Origin of the sequence: Streptomyces sp. NPDC050549 (assembly GCF_040655035.1) — a bacterium.
Classification (GTDB): domain Bacteria; phylum Actinomycetota; class Actinomycetes; order Streptomycetales; family Streptomycetaceae; genus Streptomyces.
The window spans coordinates 40,346-64,243 of the sequence record NZ_JBFAJD010000030.1; the positions used below are offsets into that span (position 1 = coordinate 40,346).

A 23,898-nucleotide genomic window follows, 5' to 3' on the forward strand; every position below is an offset into this window, starting at 1 on the left:
CGTCCGCGCGTGTGAATGAAAAGCGTTGTGAAAGCCGGTCCGGTAAGTGCTGTTCGGCGTCGGATCCCCACCCCACGCCCGTGGTTTCGCTACGAGTCGTAGCGTAATGGTGCCGGGTGCCTCGCGGAAAGGGATACCCGGTGATCTCCCTCACTGCACCACAGGAACCGCCGGTTATGGTCGAGGGATGCAGAGCCGCACTCCCGTCCCACGCGCCGCGGGCCGCCCCCGCAGCACCACCGCGGACACCGCGATCCTCGCGGCCACCCGGGAGGCACTGGTCGAACTCGGCTGGTCCAAGCTCACGCTGGGAGACGTGGCGACCCGCGCCGGGGTTGCGAAAACGACCCTCTACCGCCGCTGGGCAGGCAAGAACGAACTCGTCGTCGACGCGGTCGCCGAACTCTTCGACGAGCTGGAACTCCCCGACCGGGGCACCCTGGCCGCCGACATCGAGGGCGTCGTCCTCCAGTTCGCGGCGATCCTGGCCCGCCCGGAGGCCAAGAGCGGACTGATGGCGGTGGTCGCCGAGTCCGTCCGCGACGACGCCCTGCGCGAACGCATCCGCGAGTCGATCGTCGACCGGCAGAAGTGCCTGGTCGTGGAGGGCAGGGCCCGCGCCCAGGCGCGCGGCGAACTGCCCCCCGAATCGGACCCCTCGGAGGCCGCGCGCACCGCCGACCTGATCTTCGACGTGGTCGCCGGTGCGGTCGTCCACCGCACCCTGGTCAGCGCGGAACCCGCCGACGAGGACTGGGTCCGCAGCTTCACCCAGGTCCTGCTGCTCGGCCTGACCTCGCTCAGCGGGACGCGGACACCTCCGCCCTAGAAGCCGGCGGGCTCCGTGTAGACGCCCCACTCCTCCCGCAGCACCCCGCAGATCTCACCCAGCGTCGCCTCGGCCCGCGCCGCGTCCAGCATCGGCCCGATCATGTTCGACCCGTCCCGCGCGGCAGCCAGCATCGCGTCCAGGGCCGCCGCTACGGCCGCCTCGTCCCGCGCGCCCTTCCGCGCCCCCAACTCCCGGACCTGGTCCCGCTCCACCTCGTGACTGACCCGCAGGATCTCCAGGTCCCCGGTGACCGAACCGTGGTGCACATTGACGCCCACGACCCGCTTGTCGCCCTTCTCCACGGACCGCTGGTACTGGAAGGCGGCCTCGGCGATCTCACCGGTGAACCAGCCGTCCTCGATCCCGCGCAGGATCCCGGAGGTGATCGGCCCGATCGGGTGCTGTCCGTCCGGGTGGGCCCGCAGCCCGCGCTCCCTGATCTGCTCGAAGATCTTCTCGGCGTCCGCCTCGATCCGGTCGGTGAGCTGCTCGACGTACCACGAACCGCCCAGCGGATCCGCCACGTTGGCGACCCCGGTCTCCTCCATCAGCACCTGCTGCGTGCGCAGCGCGATCTCCGCGGCCTGCTCGCTCGGCAGCGCGAGGGTCTCGTCCAGGGCGTTGGTGTGCAGCGAGTTGGTCCCGCCGAGCACCGCGGCAAGGGCCTCGACTGCCGTACGGACGACGTTGTTGTACGGCTGCTGCGCCGTCAGTGAGACGCCGGCGGTCTGGGTGTGGAAGCGCAGCCACTGCGCCTTCTCGGACCGCGCGCCGTAGACGTCCCGCATCCAGCGGGCCCAAATGCGGCGCGCGGCGCGGAACTTGGCGATCTCCTCGAAGAAGTCGACGTGCGCGTCGAAGAAGAAGGACAGACCGGGTGCGAACACGTCCACGTCGAGGCCCCGGGACAGCCCGAGTTCGACGTACCCGAAGCCGTCGGCCAGCGTGTACGCCAGCTCCTGTGCGGCCGTGGAGCCGGCCTCGCGGATGTGGTAGCCGGAGACGGACAGCGGCTTGTAGGCGGGGATGCCGGTCGCGCAGTACTCCATGAGGTCGCCGATGAGGCGCAGATGCGGCTCGGGCTGGAAGAGCCACTCCTTCTGGGCGATGTACTCCTTGAAGATGTCCGTCTGGAGCGTGCCGTTGAGGACGGCCGGGTCGATGCCCTGCCGTTCGGCGGCGACCAGGTACATGCAGAAGACGGGAACGGCGGGCCCGCTGATGGTCATGGAGGTCGTCACGTCACCGAGTGGGATGCCCTTGAAGAGGACCTCCATGTCGGCGGCGGAATCGATGGCGACCCCGCAGTGGCCGACCTCGCCGAGGGAGCGCGGGTCGTCGGAGTCGCGGCCCATGAGGGTCGGCATGTCGAAGGCGACGGAGAGTCCGCCGCCGCCGTTGGCGAGGATCTTCTTGTACCGCTCGTTGGTCTGCTCGGCGTTGCCGAACCCGGCGAACTGCCGGATCGTCCAGGTCCGCCCCCGGTAGCCCGTGGCGTGCAGCCCGCGCGTGTAGGGGTACTCGCCGGGCCATCCGATCCGCTCGAAGCCGTCGTACCTGTCCCCGGGGCGTGGCCCGTACACCGGCTCGACGGGGTCCCCGGAGAGCGTGGTGAAGTCGGCCTCACGCTTGCGTGCGGCGTCGAACCGGGCCTGCCAGCGTCGGCGGCCCTCTGCGATGGCGTCAGCGTCCATACCCTCGAATTTACTAGGACGTCCTAGTAAATGTCGATGGGCGACCGCCGCACGCGACCCGTACGGCGGTGAAAGCGTTGAGGCCTACGCCTTCGCGGCGACCGGAGTCGGCTCGACGATCTTCGACTCCAGCTCGTGGCTGATCTTCCGCTCCACGAAGAACGCGGCCGTCGGGATCGTCCCCGCGAGCAGCACCCAGAGCTGCTTGCCGACCGGCCACTTCGCCTTGGAGCCCAGGTCGAACGCGAAGAGCAGGTAGACGACGTACAGCCAGCCGTGCGCGATGGCGACGACCTCGGTGAAGCTGCCGGCGCCGTCGATCTTGAGGAGGTACTTGGCGATCATGCTGAAGCACAGCAGGACCAGCAGGACACCCGTGACGTACGCCATGACGCGGTAGCGGGTCAGCACGCTCTTTTTCATGAGGACGAGCGTAACGACCGGTTCCGGGCGATCTTTCCCCGGGTCAGTCCTCTTCGAAGTCCGCCGCCGCGACCCTGAGCGGGCGCAGCATCGCGAAGATCTCCGCGCACTCCTCCGCGTCGTAGGCGCTGAGCCCGAAGTCCATCTCCATCAGGTCGCGGGTGGCCGCGTCGCAGACCTCGCGGCCCTTGTCGGTGATGGAGGCGAGGGTGCCGCGGCCGTCGTTGGGGTTGGGGCGTTTGTCGACGAGCCCGGATCTGACCAGCCGGTCCACGGTGTTGGTGACGGACGTGGGGTGCACCATGAGCCGCTCACCGATCTTCGACATCGGCAGCTCACCCGCCTTGGAGAAGGTGAGCAGCACCAGCGCCTCGTACCGCGCGAAGGTCAGTCCGTACGGTTTGACGACCGCGTCGACCTCGGCGAGCAGGATCTGCTGTGCCCGCATGATCGAGGTGATGGCGGCCATCGACGGTACGTTTCCCCAGCGCTGCTTCCAGTGTTCGTCGGCACGGGCGATGGGGTCGAAAGGGAGACTGAGCGGCTTCGGCACGTCACCAGACCTTACCGGCCGGTCACATCGTGGTCAGCCCTGTCTCGTCTTTCGGTCCCCCGGCGGTCGTCCGGCGGTCCTGCGGCGGTCCTGCGGGCTTCCGCGGCGAGCAGTGCGCAGCACACCGTGCCGAGCGCCCCGGCGCCCACGACCGCCCCGCGCACCCCGGCGAACTCGGCGGCGACACCGGCCAGGGCCATGCCCACGCCCTGGATCGTCATCAGCCCGGCGGTGAGCAGGGTCATGGCCCGGCCGCGCAGTTCCTGCGGCACGTCCCGGACGAACCACTGGTCGAGGCCGAGCGTGTAGGCGGACCCGGCGCCCGCGACCGCCAGCAGCACCAGGGAGAGGGCGAGGCCCGGCCGGCAGGCGTAGGCGAGGTAGGGCAGGAGGGTGCAGCAGACCAGCGGGAGGGCGATCCGTTCCCGGGTGGCGGGGCGCAACCGGGAACCGGCGTACAGCTCGCCGGCGATCGTGCCGACGGGCAGGGCGCACATCAGCAGCCCGAGCCCGGTCGAACCGGCACCGAGTTCGGCCGCATAGGGCGCGGACAGGGCCTCCGGGGCGACGGAGAACATCGCCGGCAGCCAGAACAGCAGGAGCAGCGCCCGTACCCGGCGGTTCGCGAGGACCCGTCCGGCGCCCTTGAGGGAGTCGGCCGGCAGGGCGCCCCCGCCGCTCGCCCGGGCGGGGCGGTGCCGGGTGCCGAGGCGCAGCAGGGTCGCGGAGGCGAGGAAGGTGCCCACGGTGATCAGCAGGGCGTGGCGGGGAGACACGACGGTGAGCAGCAGGCCACCGAGCCCGTATCCGACGAGCAGCGCACTCTGCGAGACGATTCGCAGCAGCGAGCGGCCGAGCACGAAGAGGTCGCCGTCGCCGAGGATGTCGGCGAGCGTCGCCATCCTGGTGCCCGCGAACACCGGTGAGACGACGGCGAGCGCGCAGCGGAGCAGCAGCAGTACGGCGATGCCGGTGCCCGGCGTGACCATCGCGGCGACGCAGCCCGCGCACACCAGGTCGCAGACCACGAGCACGCGTCGGGCCGGGTAGCGGTCGGCGATCCCGGCGAGGAGCGTCCCGCCGATGAGATACGGCAGGAAGCCCACCGCGAACGCGAGCGCGCTCATCAGGGGCGAGCCGGTCAGGTCGTAGACGAGGACGGAGAGCGCGATCTCGGTGACGATCACACCGAGCAGGGACAGCGCGTGCGCGGCGAAGACGACGCGGAACTCGGGGACGGCGAGGACGCGGCGGTAGCCGGTGGGCGGCGTGGGCGGGGCTTGCAGCATGGGCAGCAGCGTGGTCAGAGGCGGCCGACGGCCATAGAGTTTCGGCCAGAGCCGAATCTCCAGGTTCATCGGGGGGCGAGACATGCCGTCGCGGCTGTATTTCGGGGAGGACGACTTCCTCCGGTGCCGGTTCGCCGTGTCGCCGCTCTGGGAGACGCAGGAGGTCGTACGCACGCTGAAACGGCCGGAACGGCACGGGTATCACGCGGACTGGCTGCGGCGGACCCGTGCGGCGGCGGCCGGTCTCGATCTCGGGCCGCTGTGGCTGCTGATGCCGCAGACCGGGCACTGCCCCGACTGGCTGTGCCCGCCGCCGATCGGTTCGGCGGCCACCTTCGAGGAGGAGATCGCCGCCGTGCGCGCGGCCGATCCGGCCGAGGCCCGGGAGGACACGGCCAGGTCTCTGGCATTCACCCCGGGCGCGCGGGAGTCCGTGCGCGGCCGGGCCTGGCTGCGTGAACCCGCCCGCATGATCGAGGAGTTGGCGGATGCGATGGAGGCCGTCTGGCACACCCTGGTCGCGCCGGACTGGCCCCGGCTGCGCGCCCTGCTGGAGGCGGACATCGCCTTCCACTCGCGCCGGCTCGCCGAGGTCGGGCTGGGCGTGCTGCTCCCGGAGATCAGCCGGCACTTCGCATGGGACGCGGGGACGCTGACCGTTGAGTTCCGAGGCGAGCACGAGCGCGATCTCGGCGGCCAGGGCCTGGTCCTGCTGCCGAGTGTCTTCATCTGGCCGAACGTGGTGAGCACCTTCGAGCACCCCTGGCAGCCGACCCTGGCCTACCCGGCCCGCGGCATCGGCGACCTGTGGACCGAGCCCGCCGACCACACTCCGGACGCGCTGCTACGACTGCTGGGGCGCGGCCGGGCCGCCGTGCTGACCGCGCTCGACGAACCCGCCTCCACGACCGCCCTCGCCCACCGCCTTCGTCTCGCCCCCTCGTCCGTGTCCGCGCATCTGACGGTGCTGCGCGACGCGGGCCTGCTCACGGCGCGGCGCTACGGCCATCAGGTGCTGTACGAGCGGACGCCGCTGGGGGTCGCGCTGGCCTCGGGCGGGGGCTGACCGGCGCGCCAGGGCCCGGCACGGTGACAGATCGTCCACAATTGCCGACGAATCGTCACTTAATGTCCCCTGGCGCAAGGGAGCGGCATGTCCCGGCTGATCCGCACGTTCGCGGTGCTCTCGGTGTTCGGGCTCGCGGCGGGCTGCTCGTCCGCCCCCGACGTCGACGAGGCCTCCGTCGCCGGTGCCCGGTCCAAGGACCCGGCGCACGCCACGTCCTTCTGGGTCGACCCGGCGAGCCCGGCGGCCGAGCAGATCCAGATGTGGGAGCGACAGGGCCGCAAGCACGACGCCACACTGCTGAAACGGATCGCCGACCAGCCGACCGCGCTGTGGCCGGCCGGCGAGCTCGACCCCGGCCCGGTGATCAGGGCGGCGACGGCGTCCGCGCGTCAGGAGGGTCGTACGCCCGTCTTCGTGGCGTACGACATTCCGCACCGGGACTGCGGTCAGCACTCGGCGGGCGGTGCGGCGGACGCGGACGCCTACCGGGAGTGGATCGGCAAGTTCGCGGAGGCGCTGGGGAGTTCGAAGGCGCTGGTCGTGCTGGAGCCGGACGCCGTCGCGCACATGGTGGACGGGTGCACCCCGGGCGAGTACCAGGGCGAGCGGGAGCAGTTGCTGAGCGAGGCGGTGGTCCGGCTGAAGCAGCAGTCCGGTACGACGGTGTATCTCGACGCGGGCAACCCGGCCTGGATCCGGGATCCCTGGAAACTGGTGGAGCCACTGAAGCGGGCGGGTGTCGAGGAGGCCGACGGGTTCTCGCTCAACGTCTCCAACTTCCAGACGGACACGGTGACGAAGAAGTACGGCGTCCAGCTGTCGAAGGACCTCGGCGGCAAGCACTTCGTCGTCGACACCAGCCGCAACGGCAACGGGCCGCTGCCCGGCGCCTGGTGCAACCCGCCGGGCCGGGGGCTGGGCACCCGGCCGACCACCGACACCGGCGAACCCGCCCTGGACGCCTACTTGTGGATCAAACGGCCCGGCGCCTCGGACGGCACCTGCGAGGGCGGTCCCGACGCCGGGCAGTGGTGGCCGGAGTACGCCTTGGAGCTGGCGCGCAACTCCAAGGCGTAGAGCAGTAGTTCAGTTTGTCCGGGTCAACTTCAGTTCACCTGGATCCACTTGGCCTCCGACGGCGTGCCCAGGGCGTCCGTCACGAACAGCATGTACCAGCCTGGCGGCACCAGTGCCCGGTCGTTCGGTACGTCCACGGTCACCGACTTGCCGTCCTTGACCAGGCCCAGCTCGATGGAACGCTGCTCGACGTCCGTCGTGTGCGTGACCGAACTCGGCCGCATCAGGCGGGCCTTGACGACACGGTCGGGGTGGTCGGTGCGGAAGGTCGCCCGGTGATGCCGGTCGAGGGTTTCCGGGCCGTCCTGCAGTACGGGCCTGTTGGCGCCGTTCTTGTGCAGCGCGGGCGGGGTGAAGATCTCCATGCGCTGCTCGAAGTGGCCGAGTTTGGTGTTGGCCTGGTCGTCGAAGAGCGGGTCGGAGCCGAAGGTGACGACCCGGCCGTCGGGCAACAGCAGCGCCTCGGAGTGGTAGTTGCGGCCCACCATGGGCGCGGCGGCCTCGCGGAAGGCGTTGCCCTTCGGGTCGTAGAACTGCGCCTTGAAGATGTTGCTGGCGCTGCGGCCCCGGTAGTCCGAGGAGCCGTTGGTGGTGAAGACCGAGTCGTCCGGCATGATCACGCTGTTCAGGTACCGGGTGCCCTGGGGGAGGTTGGGGCCGTCCTTGAAGACGGGGCTGTCCTGCTTGAGGTCGACGACCGCGGTGCGCGGGGTGGACTTCTTGGACTCGCCGACGCCTCCGCCGCCGAGGATCATCACCTTCTGGTCCTGTGCGGGCGGCAGGAGCAGGGAGGACGAGGTCTCGGTCTCGTCGGGGTCGCGCAGGCCGGCCACCGTGGTGAACTTGTTGGTCCTCAGGTCCCAGATCCCCGGCTCACGGCCCTTGTTGGCGGGTCCGTAGCCGGCGTTGGAGGCCGGGTAGAAGAGTTTGCCGCCCTTGGTGAGGAAGAGGGCCGGGTAGGTGGGGAAGTAGCGCTTGGGGCCCGGGGTCCACTTCTTGGTCTTCGGGTCGTAGATCTCGTTGTCGCCCTGGTCGATGACGCCGACGTCGTCGAGCCCGGAGACGGCGAGGACGCGGCCGTCGTCGAGGCCGACGAGGGTCGGGTACCAGCGGGCCTTGTCCATCGGGTCGACGGCGATGTACCGCTCGGCCTTCGGGTCGAACTCGTAGGCGGCGCGGATGCCTTGGTAGTCCTGCTTGTCGAGGGTGATCTTCTCGGAGAGACCGTACGTGTTGTTCGCGTCGATGCCCTTGAGGCCGACGACGTCGTACTGGGCCTGCTTCTCGGTGACCGACATCGGACCCGCCTCGGCGGCCTCGACGAAGACGCGGACCTCGCTCGCGGTGACCTTGGTCTGCCAGGGCTGCATCACACCGCGGGCGTTGTACGTGACCTTGAACTCGCGCTTGGCCTTGGGGACGGTGACGTCGAACCTGCTGACGTAGTCGACGCCCGCCGGTGAGCGGAAGACGGTGCCCTTCTTGAGGAACACCGGCTTGTTGGGGTTCTCGTTCTTCACGCGCATACCGCCGCCGGCCCGTTTGACCTCGCCGTCGAGGAGTTCGTAGCGGGCGGTGCCGCCGGCCACCAGCAGGTTGCCGCTGGGGAGTTGGCTGTGGCCGCCGCAGAAGAAGTCCACCGGGGTGGGGATCTTCTTGAAGGTGTTCGCCTTCGGATCCCACAGGACGGTGTCGAAGGACCCGGCGTTGAACTTCTTCTGCTCGTTGCCCGAACCGGCCACGATCAGCACCTTGCCGGTGTGCAGCAGCGAGGCGTGGATGGCGTTGGTGCGGTACTCCTTCGGGATGTCGATCTGGTCCCAGGAGCCGTACTTGGCCATGTAGTCGGGCCTGGTGATCTTGTACTCGTGGTACTGCTCGCCGGCGAATTCGAGGGCGGCCGGAGCGTTGAGACCGGCCAGGACCGCGATGCCGCCGATGCCGAGGACGGTCTTCCTGGTTTTCTGGGACGGCTGATACGCCATGGTCTAGTTGCCCCCTGTCGTGGTGCCGGAGACGGACGGGCCGGCCCCGGTGGTGGCGAGAGCGGGTTCGACGGTTTCGAGGGTGCGCGCGGCGCCGAGCAGCGAGTTCCGTTCCCGGCGCTCCCTGACCAGCGAGCCGACCCAAACGCCAAGCGGCGCAAGGGAGATGACCATCGCGAGGACGGCCCAGGTGCGCATGGCCGCGTGGGTGTGGTCCAGGACGACGGAGGCGGCCAGCGAGGTCGCCAGGAGGATCGCCCAGAAGAGGTGGATGCGAAAGGTCATCACCCGGTCCGGACTGGCGTCGCCGCCCTTGGGGGTGACGACGAACCGGCTGGGCCGGCGGATCAGCGCCTCACCGAAGGACTTCAGATAGATCGGCGCGGAGAGCGCCGACATCGCCATGCCGGCGAGACCGCCCGAGCCCTCCGGCTCGTGCGGGGAGACGTTGTGCCGCCGGTTCCAGAGGTACAGCCCGATCTGGAGAGCGGCCGCGTCGCTGTAGAGCATCAGCCACACGGAAGCGGCGACCTGGGTGCCGGAGGCGCCGAACCACAGGAACAGGAAGCAACTCAGGATGCCCAGCAGCCAGTTGACGGCCGTCATCGGGTAGTAGACGAGCATCATCGTGTACGAGAACAGCCGCCCCGGAGGCATCGTGAACGGCGCCTTCCAGTACTGCTTGATCAGCGTCTCGTAGGTGCCGCGCGACCACCGCATCTGCTGGGTGAAGAAGTCGGTCCAGGAGGCCGGCCCCTCCCCCACCGCGAGCACGTCCGGGGTGTAGACGGACCGCCAGTGCGTGCGGGTCAACGGGTTGCGGTGCCGGTGGAGTTCGAAGCCGGTGGCCATGTCCTCGGTGATGGAGTCGTAGAGTCCGCCGATCTGTTTGACGGCGGCGATCCGTACGACGTTGTTGGTGCCGACGAACATGGGGGCGCGGTAGCGGTTGCCGGCGCGCTGGATCAACGCGTGGAAGAGGAACTGCTGCGACTCGGCGGCCTTGGTGACGGGGTTGTGGTAGTTCCCGTACACCTGCGGTCCCACGACGAAGGCCACGTCCGGGTCGCGGAAGTAACCCATCATCCGCTCAAGGAAGTCGGGGAGCGGAACGTGGTCGGTGTCGACGGAGGCGAAGAACTCGTAGTCGCCGCCGTGCATCGCGATCCAGGCGTTGTAATTCCCGTGCTTCGTACGGGCCTTGTGGACACCCTTGGGCCGGTTCCACTCCGGGACTCCGTGCCGGGTGAAGTGCCGTACGCCCAACTCGGCGCAAAGGGCCTTGGCTTGCTCGTCGTCTCCTTCATCGAGAAGCCACACGTCGACGGGTCCGGTATGGGTCACCCTGACCGCGCCTTCGAGGGTGGCGCGGACCATGGACAGAGGTTCCTTGCCCGGGACGTACGTCGTGAGGAAGGCGACGCGGGTGCCGGGGGCGGGGACGACGGGGACCGGGTCGCGGGCGACCAGGGTGGCATGGGCGACGGAGGCGACGTTGACGACCATGAACAGCTCGATGAGGCCGATGGCTATCAGCATCGTGATGTCGAGCCCGACCATCCATTCCTGGCCTCCCTCGCGCTCCACCCAGTGGGTGGGCCAGACAAGGTAGACGAGCAGGGCGGCGGTGAGCACCGGGGCGAGGCTCATCAGGAGGACAGCGCGTATTCGGTGGGGCTCGCGCGAGAGGAGCGAGGTGTACTGCACCTGGTACGACGCACCGGACGGCTCACTGAGCGGTCCGGCCAGCCGGCTGTAGGTGTCGTAGTCGTAGCCCTCCGGCCGCACAGCGCCCTCCAATGATTGAGGAGTGATCGACGCCCGGGGGACCGCCGGAGCCGTTGGGCTCCGAAGATCGACCAGGCCGATACCCACACACAAGTGGAGAATTGAGGGCGTGTCGAACTGGGCGCGTCCAGGTGGGTGGGGGGGTGACCCCGGCGGCGGAACGGGCGGAGAGACGGCTCCGGGACAATGCCGCGACGATCAGCACTCCGAAAGGCACCCGCATGCACGACACCGCCGATCTCATCGCCGAGACCTACACGCTCGGCGCCGGACCGTGGACGATGACACCGGTGACGCGCGGCGCGCTGGGGCAGATCTGGAAACTGTCCGGCGCCGGCACCTCATGGGCCGTCAAGGAACTCCTCTTCGGCTGCGACGAGGACCAGGTCCGCCGCGAGGCCGCGTTACGGCAGGCCGCCGAGCGGCTGGGCATAGCGTCGCCGCGGCTCATGCCCGACCGGCAGGAGGCGTACGTCGCCCGCCTCGGCTCCGGCTCCCCCGTCAAGCTGTACGACTGGATCGACGGCACCGCCGCCGACGCCTCCGACCCGGACGTCCTGGACTGGTTCGGCCGGACCATGGCCCTGCTGCACCGGGCGGGAGCGGGCGAGACCGAGCCCCCGAGCGGCTGGTACGAGCGGTGCCCGCGGGACGCGGAGTGGAAGGAGCTGCACGCGGAGGTGGAGCGGGCCGGGCTGCCGTGGGCGGACGCGCTGGGCCGGTTCATCGCGACCTCGGCCGTGGAGCTGGCGCACTGGGTGACGCCGTCCGGCCCCGACGGCCTGGTGACGTCCCACCTCGATCTGCAGCCGCAGAACGTGCTGGTCGGCCCGGACGGTCCCGTCCTTCTCGACTGGGACAACGCCGGATCGGCCTGCGCGGAGCGGGAGTTGGCCCGGGCGCTGTTCGTGTGGTCGGGCGGCAACGAGGGGGACGTCGAGGCCGGTGCACGGGTGGCGCGGGCCTATCGCGATGCCGGCGGGGGTGCCGTCGTACAGGGGCCGGGGTCGTTCTCGATGCTCTTCGCGACCGAGCTCAACTATGTGCGGGTGCAGGCGGAGTGCGCTGTCGACCCGACGGTGACCGCCGCGCAGCGGGAGTTCGCGAGCGGCCAGGTGGTCGCCGCGCTGGGCCGGGTGCCGGACCTGGCGGCCGTCTCGCGGTTGTGCGCGGCGCTGGACCGATGAGGCTGCGGCTACTGCGCCAGGTGCCGTTCGACCGTCTCCACCTTGGAGGTGAGGCCGTCCGTCACTCCGGGGCGGATGTCCGCCTTGAGAACTACGGAGACGCGCGGGGCGCGGGCCTCCACGGCGGCGACCGCGCGCTTGACGACGTCCATGACCTCGTCCCAGTCACCTTCGATGGAGGTGAACATCGCGTCGGTCCGGTTGGGCAGACCCGACTCGCGGACCACGCGGACGGCGTCGGCGACGTACTCGCCGACGTCCTCGCCGACACCCAGGGGCGTCACGGAAAAGGCGACGATCATGCCTTCACGGCTCCCTGCTGCTCCTGGCGGGCGCGGGAGGCGATGAGCGCGTCCTCGGACTCGCGCCGGAGCTTGCGCTCGGCGAAGAAGCCGCCGGTGGGCAGCACGGAGAGGACGAAGTAGAGGGCCGCCGTCTTCGCGCCCCACTTGGTGCGGTTCCAGGCGTCGGCCCAGAAGAGGACGTAGAGGATGAAGAGGACGCCGTGGACCATGCCCATCACGGGCACCGCGTTGAAGTCCGTGGTCCGCTTCAGCACCGAGCAGACGAGCAGCAGGAGGAAGGACACGGCCTCGGGGGCCGACACCAGGCGGAGGCGGCGGATTGCGGTGGCGGTCTTGATGTCCACAGGTCACCTTCGGTGAGGGAGACGTCCACAGCTTGTGAACGCGAGCACAAACGTTCAACCATTGTGGCAAACGGCGGAGCCGACGAAGACTGGGGGGTGGTGAAGTCGACGGCGGTCGGTAGCGCCCTGAAGGGGCGCGGGGCCGTATTCGTCAGCGGCTCCGCTGCGGGGCGCGACCGGCCAGGACGGCGCGGCAGCCCTCGCCACCCTGCGGCTGAGCCTCGGGAGGTCCACAGTCGGCCTGGGTGCGGGCACCGCCGTCATCCGGCTGACCGCGCCCCGCGACACGCCCCAGGGGGCAGGTCAGGGTCGTTCTCCACCCACAGGCCCTGTCCGCGGGCCTGCCCGTGCGGTTACCTTCGCACCGTGGCGATGTTTCGACTCCAGGGCAGCAAGGTGCTCGCCGTCGACATGACCGGGGACGCCGTGAAGGCGAAGAACGGCTCGATGGTCGCGTACGACGGGCAGATGGCCTTCAAGAAGATGAGCGGCGGCGGTGAGGGCATCCGGGGGATGGTCACCCGGCGGCTCACCGGTGAGCAGATGACGGTGATGGAGGTGAGGGGGCAGGGCACCTGCTGGTTCGCGGACCGGGCCTCCGAGATCAACCTCGTGAATCTCCAGGGCGACAAGCTGTACGTCGAGTCGAGCAACCTGCTCGCGACGGACGCGGGACTGAGAACGGGCACGACGTTCACGGGCCTGCGCGGCGCCTCGCAGGGCAACGGACTGTTCACGACGACCGTCGAGGGGCACGGCCAGGCGGCGATCATGTCGGACGGCCCGGCGGTGGTGCTGCGGGTGAGCCGGCAGTACCCGCTGACCGTCGACCCCGGCGCCTACATCGCGCACCAGGGGAACCTGCACCAGTCCTTCCAGTCCGGTGTGACCTTCCGCACCTTCTTCGGGGAGGGTGGCGGCGAGGCCTTCCAGATCCGCTTCGAGGGGGACGGGCTCGTCTACGTCCAGCCCAGCGAGCGGAACACGATCGCGGGGGACGTGTGACATGACGTTCACGGAGATCAACTCGAAGATGATCCAGGCCACCGTCATGCCGGGCCAGCGGCTGTACAGCCAGCGCGGCGCGATGCTCGCCTACAAGGGCGACGTCTCCTTCACCCCGAACATCCAGGGCGGCCAGGGCGGCGTCATGTCGATGCTCGGCCGCCGCGTCGCCAATGAGGCGACCCCTCTGATGACCGTCGAGGGCAGCGGCACCGTGATGTTCGGGCACGGCGGCCACCACATCCAGATCATCGAGCTCACCGGGGACACCCTCTACGTGGAGGCCGACCGCCTCCTCGCCTTCGAGGGCACCCTCCAGCAGGGCACGATGTTCATGGGCTCGCAGGGCGGCGTCATGGGCATGGTCCGCGGCCAGGTCACCGGCCAGGGGCTGTTCACGACCACCCTCCAGGGGCGGGGCGCGGTCGCCGTGATGGCCCACGGCGGGGTCTTCGAGGTGCCGATCACCCCCGGCAGACCCGTCCATGTCGACCCGCAGGCCTACGTCGCCCACCACGGCGACGTACGCAACAAGCTGTCCACGGCGCTCGGTTGGCGCGACATGGTGGGCCGGGGCTCCGGCGAGGCGTTCCAGCTGGAGCTGAGCGGCAGCGGCGCGGTGTACGTCCAGGCGTCGGAGGAGAAACTGTGAGCCAGTACGCGGGGTCCGGCCCCACGGTCTTCGACCCGATGACCCTGCCGGTCGACGACAACGTGAACAAGTACACCTTCTGCGTGGAACTCAAAGGGAGCCAGTGGTTCCTGCAGAAGGGGAAGATGATCGCCTACTACGGCTCGATGGAGTTCAACGGCATCGGGCACGGGCGACTCGACCGACTTGTCCGTACGTCCTTCCATTCGCCTCTGCACGCGAGCGACTGGGTCGTGGCGGACGGCTCGGGCAAGATGCTGCTCGCCGACCGGGCCTTCGACGTCAACGCGTACGACCTCGAAGACGCCAACATGACCATTCGCTCGGGCAACCTGCTCGCTTTTCAGCCAAGTCTCGCTCTCAAGCAGTCGATTGTTCCCGGCTTTCTGACACTCATCGGAACAGGCAAGATCGTGGCCGCCTCCAGCGGGCCGGTGGTGTTCATGGAACCCCCGATCCGGGTCGACCCGCAGGCGCTCGTCGGCTGGGCCGACTGCCCCTCCCCGTGCCACCACTACGACCACGCCTACATGACCGGCCTGATGGGCGGCCTACGTGCGATGACGGGCATCGGCGGGGCCTCCGGGGAAGAGCACCAGTTCGAGTTCGTCGGGGCGGGCACGGTGCTGCTCCAGTCCTCGGAGAACCTCATGCCCGAGCAGGCCACAGGGGTTGTGCCGCACGAGCCCGGGGTACCGGGTGGGGGCGGGGTTCCCACAGGCCCCTCACAGCAGGCGGGCGCACCGCGCCTTCCCGGACAGCTGGGGGATCTCCAGCGTCGCTTCGGGCTGTGAGCGGTAGTCTGCGGAGTGTGACGTCGAACGTGTGCGCGCCGTCACGCCACCCTCACTAGTTCGCCTTTCAACATTTTAGGTAGACTTCATTCATGGAGACCGAGACGGCCACGCGCTGGCTGACCGATGAGGAGCAGTGCGCCTGGCGCACCCACCTGGAGGTCAACAGGCTGCTGACGTACCAGCTCGAAAAGGACCTGCAGCCGTTCGGCCTGACGATGAACGACTACGAGATCCTGGTGAACCTCTCCGAGGCCGAGGACAAACGGCTGCGGATGAGCGACCTCGCCGCCGCCACGCTCCAGTCCAAGAGCCGCCTCTCGCACCAGATCACCCGCATGGAGAACGCGGACCTGGTACGCCGGGAGAACTGCGAGTCGGACCGCCGGGGACTGTACGCGGTACTCACCGAACACGGCCTGGAGACGATGAAGAAGGTCGCGCCCCATCATGTGGCGTCTGTGCGGCGGCACTTCATCGACCTCGTGACTCCCGAGGGCCTGTCGGAACTCGACAAAACGCTTAAGCCGATCGCAGAGCACTTGCGGGGCCAACGGGGGCGTCCTTAACACCAGTTGACCGAACGCGGGCGGGGATTGAACCCCGCCCGCGTTTTTTTGGGGGGTGCGGGCTGTATCAATATGCGGCTCCGCCGCGTGGGCGCGACCAGCCACGACGGCGCGGTGGACGAACCATCGAGCCGGCCCCCGCAACAACCGCCACCACCCCGGCGATCACGAAGCACACCCCCAACGGCACCCGCCCGATGAGCAGCCCCGTCACCACCGAGCCACCCGAACTCCCGGCGTTCACCGCCGTGTTGACCCACGCCCCGGCCTGTGTCCGCGCCTCCGGCGCGGCCACCTCGTCGGCCAGCAGATACGCGGTCGTCAGCGCCGGTGAGACGAAGAAGCCCGCGCACGCCACCGCCACGGTGAGTGACCACACCCCCGCCGCGAACCCAGCCGCAGCCAGCGCCAGCCCGAGCCCCAGCGCCGAGCACGCCAGCCGTACCCGCGCGGCCGTACGCCAGTTCAACGCGCCGTTCAGCAGGCCGCCGACCGCGCTGCCCGCCGACACGGCCGCCAGCACCCAGGGGACGACGCCGTCGCCGTACCCCCGCTGTTCGGCGAACGCCAGCACCAACAGGTAGACGGCACTCAGCGCGAGCCCCGTCCCGGCCGCCACGACGACCGGGCCGAGCAGTCCGCGGATCCCGGAAATCCTCGATCCCCGTCCGGCGCCTGCCGGAACGCGTACGCCGGCCAGCGCCGGTGACGTGACGAAGGCGAACGTCCCCGCGCCGATCAACGCCGCGCTGAGCAGGATCGCGGCGGCCGGCGGGGCGAAGGCCAGCACCGCGCCGACCACCAACGGGCCGACGACGTAAAGGAGTTCCTCCGCGACACCGTCGAGGCTGTACGCGCGCTGCAACAGTCCTCTGTCACCGACGAGTTCGGCCCACACGGAGCGCATGGTGGGGCCAAGTGGGGGCGCGCACACGCCCGTCAGCGCAGCCACCGTGCCGAGCACCACCTCCGGTGTTCCGGGGCGCCAGGTCACCGCCGCGAGGACGCACAGGAGGGTGCCGTAGAGCAGTGCCATGGGGAGCAGGGCGCGGCGCGGGCCGTGACGGTCGACCAGGGCCGCGCGGAGGGGCATCAGGAGGACGGCCGTGGCCCCGAAGACAGCCATGACCGTGCCTGCCGCGGCGTACGAGCCGGTGGCGTTGACGACCGCGAGCAGCACGGCCGGGGAGACCGTGCCGTAGGAGAACCGGCCGACGAGGGCGGCGGTGAACGTGCGGCGCGCGTAGGGGACTTGAAGCACAGCGGCATACGAAGGGCACGCCGGAGTCGGCGTGGCAGAAGGCGCGGACATGCGAAATGTTCCTCAACTGGAGGCAGGAAAAAGGGACGCCTGTGCGCCGCGCGACGGCGAAGCGGCGACCGCTGCCGTGCGCGGGCCGGGGCCGGCCCTATGCCAAGAGGAGGAACACGGAGTCAACGTACCAACGAGGCATGGCCGTTGACCATCGCGTCAGCTCTCCGTGATCCCCGCGATCAGCTCGTCCGCCGCGCGGTACGCGTCCAGCTCCCCCGCCACCACCCGCTCCGCGAGCGCGCCGACGCGGCGGTCTCCGTGCAGGTCGCCGATGCGGGCGCGCAGGGCGGTGACCGCGATCGTCTCGATCTCGCGGACCGCCCGCGCCGCCCGGCGTTCCGCCAGGACGCCGTGTTCCTCCATCCATGCCCGGTGTTTCTCCAGGGCCTCCACGACCTCGTCGATGCCCTCGGAGCGCGAGGCGACCGTCTTGACGATCGGGGGGCGCCAGTCGCCGGGACCTCGGGACTCGCCGAGGCCGAGCATGTGGTTCAGCTCGCGGGCGGTCGCGTCGGCGCCGTCGCGGTCGGCCTTGTTGACGACATAGACATCGCCGATCTCCAGGATTCCGGCCTTCGCCGCCTGGATGCCGTCGCCCATTCCCGGCGCCAGCAACACCACGCTGGTGTCGGCCTGGGAGGCGATCTCGACCTCCGACTGGCCTACCCCGACCGTCTCCACCAGGATCACTTCGCAGCCCGCCGCGTCCAGGACGCGGATCGCCTGCGGGGCCGACCAGGCGAGGCCGCCGAGGTGGCCGCGGGTGGCCATCGAGCGGATGTAGACGCCGGGGTCGGAGGAGTGGTCCGACATCCGGACCCGGTCGCCGAGCAGGGCGCCGCCCGAGAACGGCGAGGACGGGTCGACGGCCAGGACGCCGACCCGCCTGCCCTGCTTGCGGTACGCCGTGACCAGCGCGGACGTCGAGGTCGACTTGCCTACGCCCGGTGATCCCGTGAGGCCCACGACATACGCCCCGCCGGTCAGCGGCGCCAGGGCCGCCATGACCTCCCTGAGCTGGGGGGACGCCCCCTCCACCAGGGAGATCAGCCGGGCCACGGCCCGCGGCCGGCCTTCCCTGGCCTGGGCCACCAGCGAGGCGACGTCCTGCATCACGGCTCCGTTCCCTTGCAGAAATGCGGAAAAGTACTGCTCAGGCCTTGGGCACCCGCACGATGAGCGCGTCACCCTGACCGCCGCCGCCGCACAGTGCCGCCGCGCCGACTCCGCCGCCGCGCCGCTTGAGCTCCAGGGCCAGGTGCAGCACGAGACGGGCGCCGGACATGCCGATGGGGTGGCCCAGGGCGATGGCTCCGCCGTTGACGTTCACCTTTTCCGTGGACACCCCGAGGTCCTTCATTGACTGCACCGCGACGGCGGCGAAGGCCTCGTTGATCTCGATCAGGTCGAGGTCCTCGACCTCCAGGCCCTCCTTCTTGAGGGCGTGCAGGATCGCGTTGGAGGGCTGTGACTGGAGCGAGTTGTCGGGTCCCGCCACATTGCCGTGGGCGCCGATCTCGGCGATCCACTGGAGGCCCAGCTCCTGCGCCTTGGTCTTGCTCATCACGACCACGGCCGCCGCACCGTCCGAGATCTGCGAGGAGGTGCCCGCGGTGATCGTGCCGTCCTTGCTGAACGCGGGGCGCAGCTTGCCGAGCGATTCGACCGTGGTCTCCGCGCGGATGCCCTCGTCCTTGCTGAAGACGACCGGCTCGCCCTTGCGCTGGGGGATCTCGATCGGGGTGATCTCCGCTTCGAAGACACCGTTCTGCTGCGCTGCCGCGGCCCGCTGGTGGGACAGGGCGGCGACCTCGTCCTGCTCCGGGCGGGCGATGCCGAGGCGCGTGTTGTGCTTCTCCGTGGACTCGCCCATGGCGATGTTCTCGAAGGCGTCGGTCAGGCCGTCGTGGGCCATCGCGTCGAGCATCTCGATCGCGCCGTACTTGTGGCCCTCGCGGGACTTGGGAAGCAGGTGGGGGGCGTTGGTCATGGACTCCTGGCCGCCCGCGACGACGATCTCGAACTCACCTGCACGGATGAGCTGGTCGGCGAGCGCGATGGCGTCGAGGCCCGAGAGACAGACCTTGTTGATGGTGAGCGCGGGGACGCTCATGGGGATGCCCGCCTTGACGGCGGCCTGGCGTGCCGGGATCTGCCCTGCCCCGGCCTGGAGCACCTGGCCCATGATCACGTACTGCACCTGGTCGCCACCGATACCCGCACGGTCGAGGGCGGCCTTGATCGCGAAGCCGCCGAGGTCGGCTCCGGAGAAGGTCTTCAGGGAGCCCAGCAACCGTCCCATGGGCGTCCGGGCGCCCGCGACGATCACCGAGGTCGTGCTGTTCGTTCCAGACATGAGGTGCGATCCCCTTCCAGCGTGTTTCAGCTGAGGAGTGAACGAGGGTTTACTTGAAATGTACTGAGCGGTAGACCACTCCGTCATCGGGCCGTCGGTGTGATCGCGCGCACGTTGCGTAACCACCCGGCGAGCGCTGCACTACATACATGCTGACGCGAATCGACCACATCGGGATCGCCTGCTTCGACCTCGACAAGACAGTCGAGTTCTACCGGGCCACGTACGGCTTCGAGGTGTTCCACTCCGAGGTCAACGAGGAACAGGGCGTACGCGAGGCCATGTTGAAGATCAACAACACGGACGACGGCGGCGCCTCCTACCTCCAGCTCCTCGAACCCACCCGCGAGGACTCCGCCGTGGGCAAGTGGCTGGCCAAGAACGGGGAGGGGGTCCACCACATCGCCTTCGGCACGGCCGACGTCGACACGGACTCGGAGGACATCCGGGGGAAGGGCGTGCGCGTTCTCTACGAGGAGCCCCGGCGCGGCTCCATGGGGTCACGGATCACGTTCCTGCACCCAAAGGATTGCCATGGCGTACTGACAGAACTGGTCACTTCGGCGCCTGTTGAGTCACCTGAGCACTGACCCTCGTACATATGGGCCGGTAGGGTTGGGGTCGGTCGTCGCTCGCAACCAGGGCAACGGCATGCCGGGGTCCGGTTTCGGGGGGCGAGCGTCGGGGCAGCAGCCCGTGCTCCGCCGTTGATCTGACACCATTCCCCGGGAGCACCGTTCGGCGGATGGACGGAGCTCGTTGGAGTAAACCGCGACCAGGGGACGGATGGGACCGCGCAGTGCGGGGCTACGAACGCCAGGAGCGAGAGCCGGCGGCTGACGTCGACCACCTCTCTCGGTTCGAGGCCGAGATGGAGCGGCTGAAGACCGAGCGGGAAAAGGCGATCCAGCATGCCGAGGACCTCGGCTACCAGGTCGAGGTGTTGCGCGCCAAGCTCCACGAGGCGCGCCGCACCCTCATGTCCCGGCCCGCGTACGAGGGCGGCGACATCGGCTACCAGGCCGAGCAGATGCTCCGCAATGCCCAGATCCAGGCCGACCAGCTGCGCCAGGACGCCGAGCGGGAGCTCAGCCAGGCCCGCGCGCAGACCCAGCGCATCCTCCAGGAACACGCGGAGAACGCGGCCCGCCTCCAGGCCGAGCTGCACCAGGAGGCCGTGACCCGGCGCCAGCAGCTCGACCAGGAGCTGGGCGAGCGCCGGCAGACCGTCGAGTCGCACGTCAACGAGAACGTGGCGTGGGCCGAGCAGCTGCGCGCCCGCTCCGAGGCGCAGGCCCGCCGGCTCGTCGAGGAGTCCCGCGCCGAGGCCGAGCAGGCCCTGGCCGCCGCCCGCGCCGAGGCCGAGCGGGTCGCAGCCGAGGCCCGGCAGCGGCTGGAGATGGACGCCGAGGCCGCCCGCTCGGAGGCCGAGGCACTGCTGCGGCGCGCCCGCACGGACGCCGAACGCCTGCTGAACGCCGCCTCCAGCCAGGCCCAGGAAGCCACCGACCACGCCGAGCAGCTGCGCAGCTCCACGGTCAACGAGTCGGATTCCGCCCGCCGCCAGGCCACCGAGATGAGCCGGGCCGCCGAGCTGCGGATGGCCGAGGCCGAAACCTCACTGCGCGAAGCGCGCATGGAGGCCGAGAAGGTCCTCACCGAGGCCAAGGAGGCCGCGGCCAAGGCCCTCGCGAGCGCCGAGTCGGCCAACGAGCAGCGCACCCGGACCGCGAAGGAACAGGTCGCCCGGCTGGTCACCGAGGCCACCAAGGAGGCCGAGACCACCAAGGCGGACGCCGACCAGGTCGTCGCCGAGGCCAAGGCCAAGGCCGAGAAGATCATCGCGGAGGCCGAGGAGAACGCCCGCAGCCTCACCGCCGAGGAGACCGCCTCCCAGCTCGCCAAGGCCGCCCGGACCGCCGAGGACGTCCTCGACAAGGCGTCCGAGGACGCCAAGAACACCACGAAGGCCGCCGCCGAGGAGGCCGAGCGGATCCGCTCCGAGGCGGAGGCCGAGGCCGACCGGCTGCGCGCCCAGGCGCACGACATCGCCGAAGGACTCAAGGGCGCGGCGAAGGACGACACCAAGGAGTACCGGGCCAAGACGGTCGAGCTGCAGGAGGAGGCGCGCCGGCTGCGCGGCGAGGCCGAGCAGCTGCGCGCCGACGCGGTCGGCGAGGGCGAGCGCATCCGCGCCGAGGCCCGCCGCGAGGCCGTCCAGCAGATCGAGGAGGCGGCCAGGACCGCCGAGGAGCTGCTGTCCAAGGCCCGGGCGGACGCCGACGAGCTGCGCCAGACCGCGACCACGGACAGCGAGAAGGTCCGCACCGAGGCCATCGAGCGCGCCACCACCCTGCGCCGGCAGGCCGAGGAGACCCTCGACCGCACCCGCAAGGAGGCCGAGCGGCACCGCGCGGAGGTCATCGAGCAGTCCGAGGGCATCAAGGCGGACGCCGAGCAGGCCGCGCGCGATCTGCGCGACGAGACCGAGCGGGCCATAGAGGCGCGCCGCGAGGAGGCCGCCGAGGGCCTGACGCGGCTGCACAACGAGACCGAGGAGCGGCTCGCCGCGGCCGAACAGGCCCTGACCGACGCCCGCGAGGAGGCCGAGCGGATCCGCCGCGAGGCCACCGAGGAGACAGAGCGCCTGCGCGGCGAGGCCGCCGACCGCATCCGCTCCCTCCAGGCTCAGGCCGAGGCGGAGGCCGACCGGCTGCGCAACGAGGCAGCCGCCGACGCGTCCGCCTCCCGCGCCGAGGGCGAGGCCATCGCCGTACGACTGCGGTCGGAGGCGTCCGCCGAGGCCGAGCGGCTCAAGACCGAGGCGCAGGACACCGCCGACCGGGTCCGCGCGGAGGCGCAGGCCGCCGCCGAGCGGCTGGCCATCGAGGCGTCGGAGACGCTGGCCGCCGCCCAGGAGGAGGCCGTACGGCGTCGCCGGGAGGCCGAGGAGCTGCTCGGGTCGGCCCGCGAGGAGGCCGGGCAGGAGCGCGAGCGGGCCCGCGAGCAGAGCGAGGAGCTGCTCGCCTCCGCCCGCAACCGGGTGGAGGAGGCGCAGGCCGAGGCGGTCCGGCTGGTCGAGGAGGCCGACCGGCGCGCCACCGAGATGGTGTCGGGCGCCGAGCAGCACGCCCAGCAGGTACGGGAGTCCGTGGCCGGGCTGCACGAGCAGGCCCAGGAGGAGATCCAGGGGCTGCGGTCGGCCGCCGAGCATGTCGCGGACCGGGTCAGGCGCGAGGCGCAGGAGGAGGCGGACCGGGTCCGCGCCGACGCCTACAGCGAGCGGGAGCGGGCCACCGAGGACGCCAACCGCATCCGGCGTGTGGCCGGCGAGGAGACCGACGCCGCCAAGGCTCTTGCGGAGCGCACCGTCGCGGAGGCGATCGCGGAGGCCGAGCGGATGCGTTCGGAGTCCGCCGAGCACCTCCAGCGGGGGCGCACGGAGGCGGCGGACGCGATCGCGCAGGCCGACCAGGACGCGGCGCGGGCCCGGGCGGACGCCCGCGAGGACGCCAACCGGATCCGTTCGGACGCGGCGACGCAGGCCGACACCCTCATCACCGAGGTGACGGCGGAGGCGGAGCGGCTCCAGACGGAGACGGCCAACGAGGCCGAGCGGGTGCGTTCGGAGGCTGTGGCCAAGGCCGAGAAGCTGATCTCGGACGCGACCGGGGACGCGGAGCGGCTGCGTGCCGAGGCCGCCGAGACGGTCGGGGCCGCGCAGCTGCACGCCGAGCGGACCCGGGCCGAGGCCGCGCGGCTGCGAGCGGACGCGGAGGCGGAGGCCGAGCGGGTCACCACCGCGGCGCGCGAGGAGTCCGAGCGGACTCTGGACGAGGCCCGCAAGGAGGCCAACAAGCGCCGCTCGGACGTCGCCGAGCAGGTCGACACGCTCATCACGGAGACCGCGGCCGAGGCCGACAAACTTCTCAGCGAGGCGCAGCAGCAGGCGCAGAAGACCACGGCGGACGCCGAGGCGCAGGCCGACTCCATGGTGGGCGCGGCCCGCAAGGAGGCGGAGCGGCTGGTGTCCGAGAGCACCGTCGAGGGCAACTCCCTGGTGGAGCAGGCCCGTACGGACGCGGACGAGCTGCTGGTCGGCGCGCGCCGGGACGCCACCGCCATAAGGGAGCGGGCCGAGGAGCTGCGCGACCGCATCACGAACGAGATCGAGAGTCTGCACGAGCGGGCCCGCCGTGAGTCCGCGGAGACGATGAGGTCGGCCGGCGACCGCTGCGACGCGCTCATCAAGGCGGCCGAGGAGCAGCTCGGCAAGGCGCAGATGAAGGCCAAGGAGCTGGTCTCGGAGGCCAACTCCGAGGCGGGCAAGGTCCGTATCGCCGCGGTGAAGAAGGCGGAGGGTCTCCTCAAGGAGGCCGAGCAGAAGAAGTCCACGCTGATCCGTGAGGCCGAGGACCTGAAGGCGGAGGCGATCCGTGAGGCCCGGCGCACGGTGGAGGAGGGCAAGCGCGAACTCGACGTGCTGGTCCGCCGCCGCGAGGACATCAATGCCGAAATCTCCCGTGTCCAGGACGTCCTTGAGGCGTTGGAGTCTTTTGAGGCCCCGCCGGCGGCCAAGGACGGCGCGGTCAAGGCCGGCGCCGCCGCGGGCGCAACTCGTTCGGGTGGCAAGTCGGTTGAAGGCTAGCGAAGCTTAAGAA

General features: G+C 70.3%; 21 protein-coding genes. 10 read left to right on the forward strand and 11 right to left on the reverse strand.

Annotated elements, in window-relative coordinates; translation table 11 throughout:
• Nucleotides 1-187: 187 nt before the first annotated feature.
• Nucleotides 188-829: a TetR/AcrR family transcriptional regulator gene (locus AB0I51_RS33860; RefSeq protein ID WP_362981838.1), complete on the forward strand. Its 642-nt coding sequence runs from the start codon at nt 188-190 to the stop codon at nt 827-829.
• Here the strand turns inward: AB0I51_RS33860 and AB0I51_RS33865 are convergent.
• The 4 genes from AB0I51_RS33865 to AB0I51_RS33880 form a co-directional block, all read right to left on the reverse strand.
• Nucleotides 826-2,526: a methylmalonyl-CoA mutase family protein gene (locus AB0I51_RS33865; RefSeq protein ID WP_362981840.1), complete on the reverse strand. Its 1,701-nt coding sequence runs from the start codon at nt 2,524-2,526 to the stop codon at nt 826-828. The two genes, AB0I51_RS33860 and AB0I51_RS33865, sit on opposite strands and share 4 nt — an antisense overlap.
• A gap of 84 nt (nt 2,527-2,610) precedes the next feature.
• A complete protein-coding gene (locus AB0I51_RS33870) occupies nt 2,611-2,949 on the reverse strand; it encodes a DUF3817 domain-containing protein (protein WP_317880791.1) in 339 nt (112 codons plus the stop codon).
• Nucleotides 2,950-2,992: 43 nt separating this feature from the next.
• Nucleotides 2,993-3,502, reverse strand: coding sequence for a MarR family transcriptional regulator (locus AB0I51_RS33875; RefSeq protein WP_362981843.1), 510 nt, complete (start codon nt 3,500-3,502; stop codon nt 2,993-2,995).
• An 11-nt stretch (nt 3,503-3,513) separates the two neighbouring features.
• On the reverse strand, nt 3,514-4,791 hold the full coding sequence (locus tag AB0I51_RS33880) for an MFS transporter (RefSeq protein WP_362981845.1): 1,278 nt from the start codon (nt 4,789-4,791) through the stop codon (nt 3,514-3,516).
• A gap of 82 nt (nt 4,792-4,873) precedes the next feature.
• On the opposite strand from AB0I51_RS33880, the gene AB0I51_RS33885 reads away from it, so the two are divergent.
• On the forward strand, nt 4,874-5,857 hold the full coding sequence (locus AB0I51_RS33885) for a DUF5937 family protein (protein WP_362981847.1): 984 nt from the start codon (nt 4,874-4,876) through the stop codon (nt 5,855-5,857).
• 87 nt (nt 5,858-5,944) lie between these two features.
• The gene (locus AB0I51_RS33890) at nt 5,945-6,937 is read left to right on the forward strand and encodes a glycoside hydrolase family 6 protein (RefSeq protein ID WP_362981849.1); all 993 of its coding nucleotides are present in this window, start codon (nt 5,945-5,947) and stop codon (nt 6,935-6,937) included.
• A 29-nt stretch (nt 6,938-6,966) separates the two neighbouring features.
• On the opposite strand, the gene AB0I51_RS33895 is transcribed toward AB0I51_RS33890, so the two are convergent.
• Together AB0I51_RS33895 and AB0I51_RS33900 are read right to left on the reverse strand one after the other, a co-directional pair.
• Nucleotides 6,967-8,922 carry a kelch motif-containing protein gene (locus AB0I51_RS33895; protein WP_362981851.1) on the reverse strand — a complete coding sequence of 652 codons (1,956 nt, stop codon included), beginning with the start codon at nt 8,920-8,922 and terminating at the stop codon, nt 6,967-6,969.
• A gap of 3 nt (nt 8,923-8,925) precedes the next feature.
• On the reverse strand, nt 8,926-10,710 hold the full coding sequence (locus tag AB0I51_RS33900; RefSeq protein ID WP_362981853.1) for a cellulose synthase catalytic subunit: 1,785 nt from the start codon (nt 10,708-10,710) through the stop codon (nt 8,926-8,928).
• A 221-nt stretch (nt 10,711-10,931) separates the two neighbouring features.
• On the opposite strand from AB0I51_RS33900, the gene AB0I51_RS33905 reads away from it, so the two are divergent.
• Entirely contained in the window at nt 10,932-11,897 is a 966-nt protein-coding gene (locus AB0I51_RS33905) for an aminoglycoside phosphotransferase family protein (protein WP_362981855.1), read from the forward strand.
• 8 nt (nt 11,898-11,905) lie between these two features.
• Here the strand turns inward: AB0I51_RS33905 and AB0I51_RS33910 are convergent, their stop codons facing one another.
• Both AB0I51_RS33910 and AB0I51_RS33915 read right to left on the reverse strand, forming a co-directional pair.
• The gene (locus AB0I51_RS33910; protein ID WP_362981857.1) at nt 11,906-12,199 is read right to left on the reverse strand and encodes an MTH1187 family thiamine-binding protein; all 294 of its coding nucleotides are present in this window, start codon (nt 12,197-12,199) and stop codon (nt 11,906-11,908) included.
• Nucleotides 12,196-12,546: a DUF3817 domain-containing protein gene (locus AB0I51_RS33915; protein WP_362981859.1), complete on the reverse strand. Its 351-nt coding sequence runs from the start codon at nt 12,544-12,546 to the stop codon at nt 12,196-12,198. The genes AB0I51_RS33910 and AB0I51_RS33915 overlap by 4 nt, the downstream gene beginning before the upstream one ends.
• A gap of 372 nt (nt 12,547-12,918) precedes the next feature.
• Here AB0I51_RS33915 and AB0I51_RS33920 point away from each other — a divergent pair, with 372 nt between their 5' ends.
• The 4 genes from AB0I51_RS33920 to AB0I51_RS33935 all read left to right on the forward strand — a co-directional run bounded on the left by AB0I51_RS33920 (nt 12,919) and on the right by AB0I51_RS33935 (nt 15,566).
• A complete protein-coding gene (locus AB0I51_RS33920; protein WP_317880806.1) occupies nt 12,919-13,551 on the forward strand; it encodes an AIM24 family protein in 633 nt (210 codons plus the stop codon).
• Nucleotide 13,552: 1 nt separating this feature from the next.
• Nucleotides 13,553-14,203, forward strand: a complete 651-nt coding sequence (locus tag AB0I51_RS33925) for an AIM24 family protein (RefSeq protein WP_019073147.1) — start codon at nt 13,553-13,555, stop codon at nt 14,201-14,203.
• Nucleotides 14,200-14,997: an AIM24 family protein gene (locus tag AB0I51_RS33930; protein WP_362981862.1), complete on the forward strand. Its 798-nt coding sequence runs from the start codon at nt 14,200-14,202 to the stop codon at nt 14,995-14,997. Before AB0I51_RS33925 ends, AB0I51_RS33930 begins: the two co-directional genes overlap by 4 nt.
• Before the next feature lie 92 nt (nt 14,998-15,089).
• Nucleotides 15,090-15,566, forward strand: a complete 477-nt coding sequence (locus AB0I51_RS33935) for a MarR family transcriptional regulator (RefSeq protein ID WP_362981864.1) — start codon at nt 15,090-15,092, stop codon at nt 15,564-15,566.
• A gap of 67 nt (nt 15,567-15,633) precedes the next feature.
• Here the strand turns inward: AB0I51_RS33935 and AB0I51_RS33940 are convergent, their stop codons facing one another.
• The 3 genes from AB0I51_RS33940 to AB0I51_RS33950 all read right to left on the reverse strand — a co-directional run bounded on the left by AB0I51_RS33940 (nt 15,634) and on the right by AB0I51_RS33950 (nt 19,237).
• Nucleotides 15,634-16,878 (reverse strand): MFS transporter, encoded by a 1,245-nt coding sequence (locus tag AB0I51_RS33940; protein ID WP_362981866.1) that lies wholly within the window; start codon nt 16,876-16,878, stop codon nt 15,634-15,636.
• A gap of 159 nt (nt 16,879-17,037) precedes the next feature.
• Nucleotides 17,038-17,994, reverse strand: a complete 957-nt coding sequence (meaB, locus tag AB0I51_RS33945; RefSeq protein ID WP_362981956.1) for a methylmalonyl Co-A mutase-associated GTPase MeaB — start codon at nt 17,992-17,994, stop codon at nt 17,038-17,040.
• Nucleotides 17,995-18,034: 40 nt separating this feature from the next.
• Nucleotides 18,035-19,237: an acetyl-CoA C-acetyltransferase gene (locus AB0I51_RS33950; RefSeq protein ID WP_362981868.1), complete on the reverse strand. Its 1,203-nt coding sequence runs from the start codon at nt 19,235-19,237 to the stop codon at nt 18,035-18,037.
• 149 nt (nt 19,238-19,386) lie between these two features.
• Between AB0I51_RS33950 and mce the strand changes: the two genes are divergently transcribed.
• Together mce and scy are read left to right on the forward strand one after the other, a co-directional pair.
• Nucleotides 19,387-19,827 carry a methylmalonyl-CoA epimerase gene (gene mce, locus AB0I51_RS33955; protein WP_033285428.1) on the forward strand — a complete coding sequence of 147 codons (441 nt, stop codon included), beginning with the start codon at nt 19,387-19,389 and terminating at the stop codon, nt 19,825-19,827.
• A 209-nt stretch (nt 19,828-20,036) separates the two neighbouring features.
• Complete coding sequence (gene scy, locus AB0I51_RS33960; protein WP_362981870.1) at nt 20,037-23,885, forward strand: polarized growth protein Scy; 3,849 nt, start codon at nt 20,037-20,039, stop codon at nt 23,883-23,885.
• Nucleotides 23,886-23,898: the final 13 nt, after the last annotated feature.

Coding starts and splice junctions, on each gene's coding strand:
- AB0I51_RS33870 (WP_317880791.1), bottom strand. CDS start 2,949: ATGAAAAAGAGCGTGCTGACCCGCTACCGCGTCATGGCGTACGTCACG.
- AB0I51_RS33885 (WP_362981847.1), top strand. CDS start 4,874: ATGCCGTCGCGGCTGTATTTCGGGGAGGACGACTTCCTCCGGTGCCGG.
- AB0I51_RS33920 (WP_317880806.1), top strand. CDS start 12,919: ATGTTTCGACTCCAGGGCAGCAAGGTGCTCGCCGTCGACATGACCGGG.
- AB0I51_RS33925 (WP_019073147.1), top strand. CDS start 13,553: ATGACGTTCACGGAGATCAACTCGAAGATGATCCAGGCCACCGTCATG.
- AB0I51_RS33940 (WP_362981866.1), bottom strand. CDS start 16,878: ATGTCCGCGCCTTCTGCCACGCCGACTCCGGCGTGCCCTTCGTATGCC.
- AB0I51_RS33890 (WP_362981849.1), top strand. CDS start 5,945: ATGTCCCGGCTGATCCGCACGTTCGCGGTGCTCTCGGTGTTCGGGCTC.
- meaB (WP_362981956.1), bottom strand. CDS start 17,994: ATGCAGGACGTCGCCTCGCTGGTGGCCCAGGCCAGGGAAGGCCGGCCG.
- AB0I51_RS33935 (WP_362981864.1), top strand. CDS start 15,090: ATGGAGACCGAGACGGCCACGCGCTGGCTGACCGATGAGGAGCAGTGC.
- mce (WP_033285428.1), top strand. CDS start 19,387: ATGCTGACGCGAATCGACCACATCGGGATCGCCTGCTTCGACCTCGAC.
- AB0I51_RS33895 (WP_362981851.1), bottom strand. CDS start 8,922: ATGGCGTATCAGCCGTCCCAGAAAACCAGGAAGACCGTCCTCGGCATC.
- AB0I51_RS33905 (WP_362981855.1), top strand. CDS start 10,932: ATGCACGACACCGCCGATCTCATCGCCGAGACCTACACGCTCGGCGCC.
- AB0I51_RS33950 (WP_362981868.1), bottom strand. CDS start 19,237: ATGTCTGGAACGAACAGCACGACCTCGGTGATCGTCGCGGGCGCCCGG.
- AB0I51_RS33865 (WP_362981840.1), bottom strand. CDS start 2,526: ATGGACGCTGACGCCATCGCAGAGGGCCGCCGACGCTGGCAGGCCCGG.
- AB0I51_RS33860 (WP_362981838.1), top strand. CDS start 188: ATGCAGAGCCGCACTCCCGTCCCACGCGCCGCGGGCCGCCCCCGCAGC.
- AB0I51_RS33910 (WP_362981857.1), bottom strand. CDS start 12,199: ATGATCGTCGCCTTTTCCGTGACGCCCCTGGGTGTCGGCGAGGACGTC.
- AB0I51_RS33880 (WP_362981845.1), bottom strand. CDS start 4,791: ATGCTGCAAGCCCCGCCCACGCCGCCCACCGGCTACCGCCGCGTCCTC.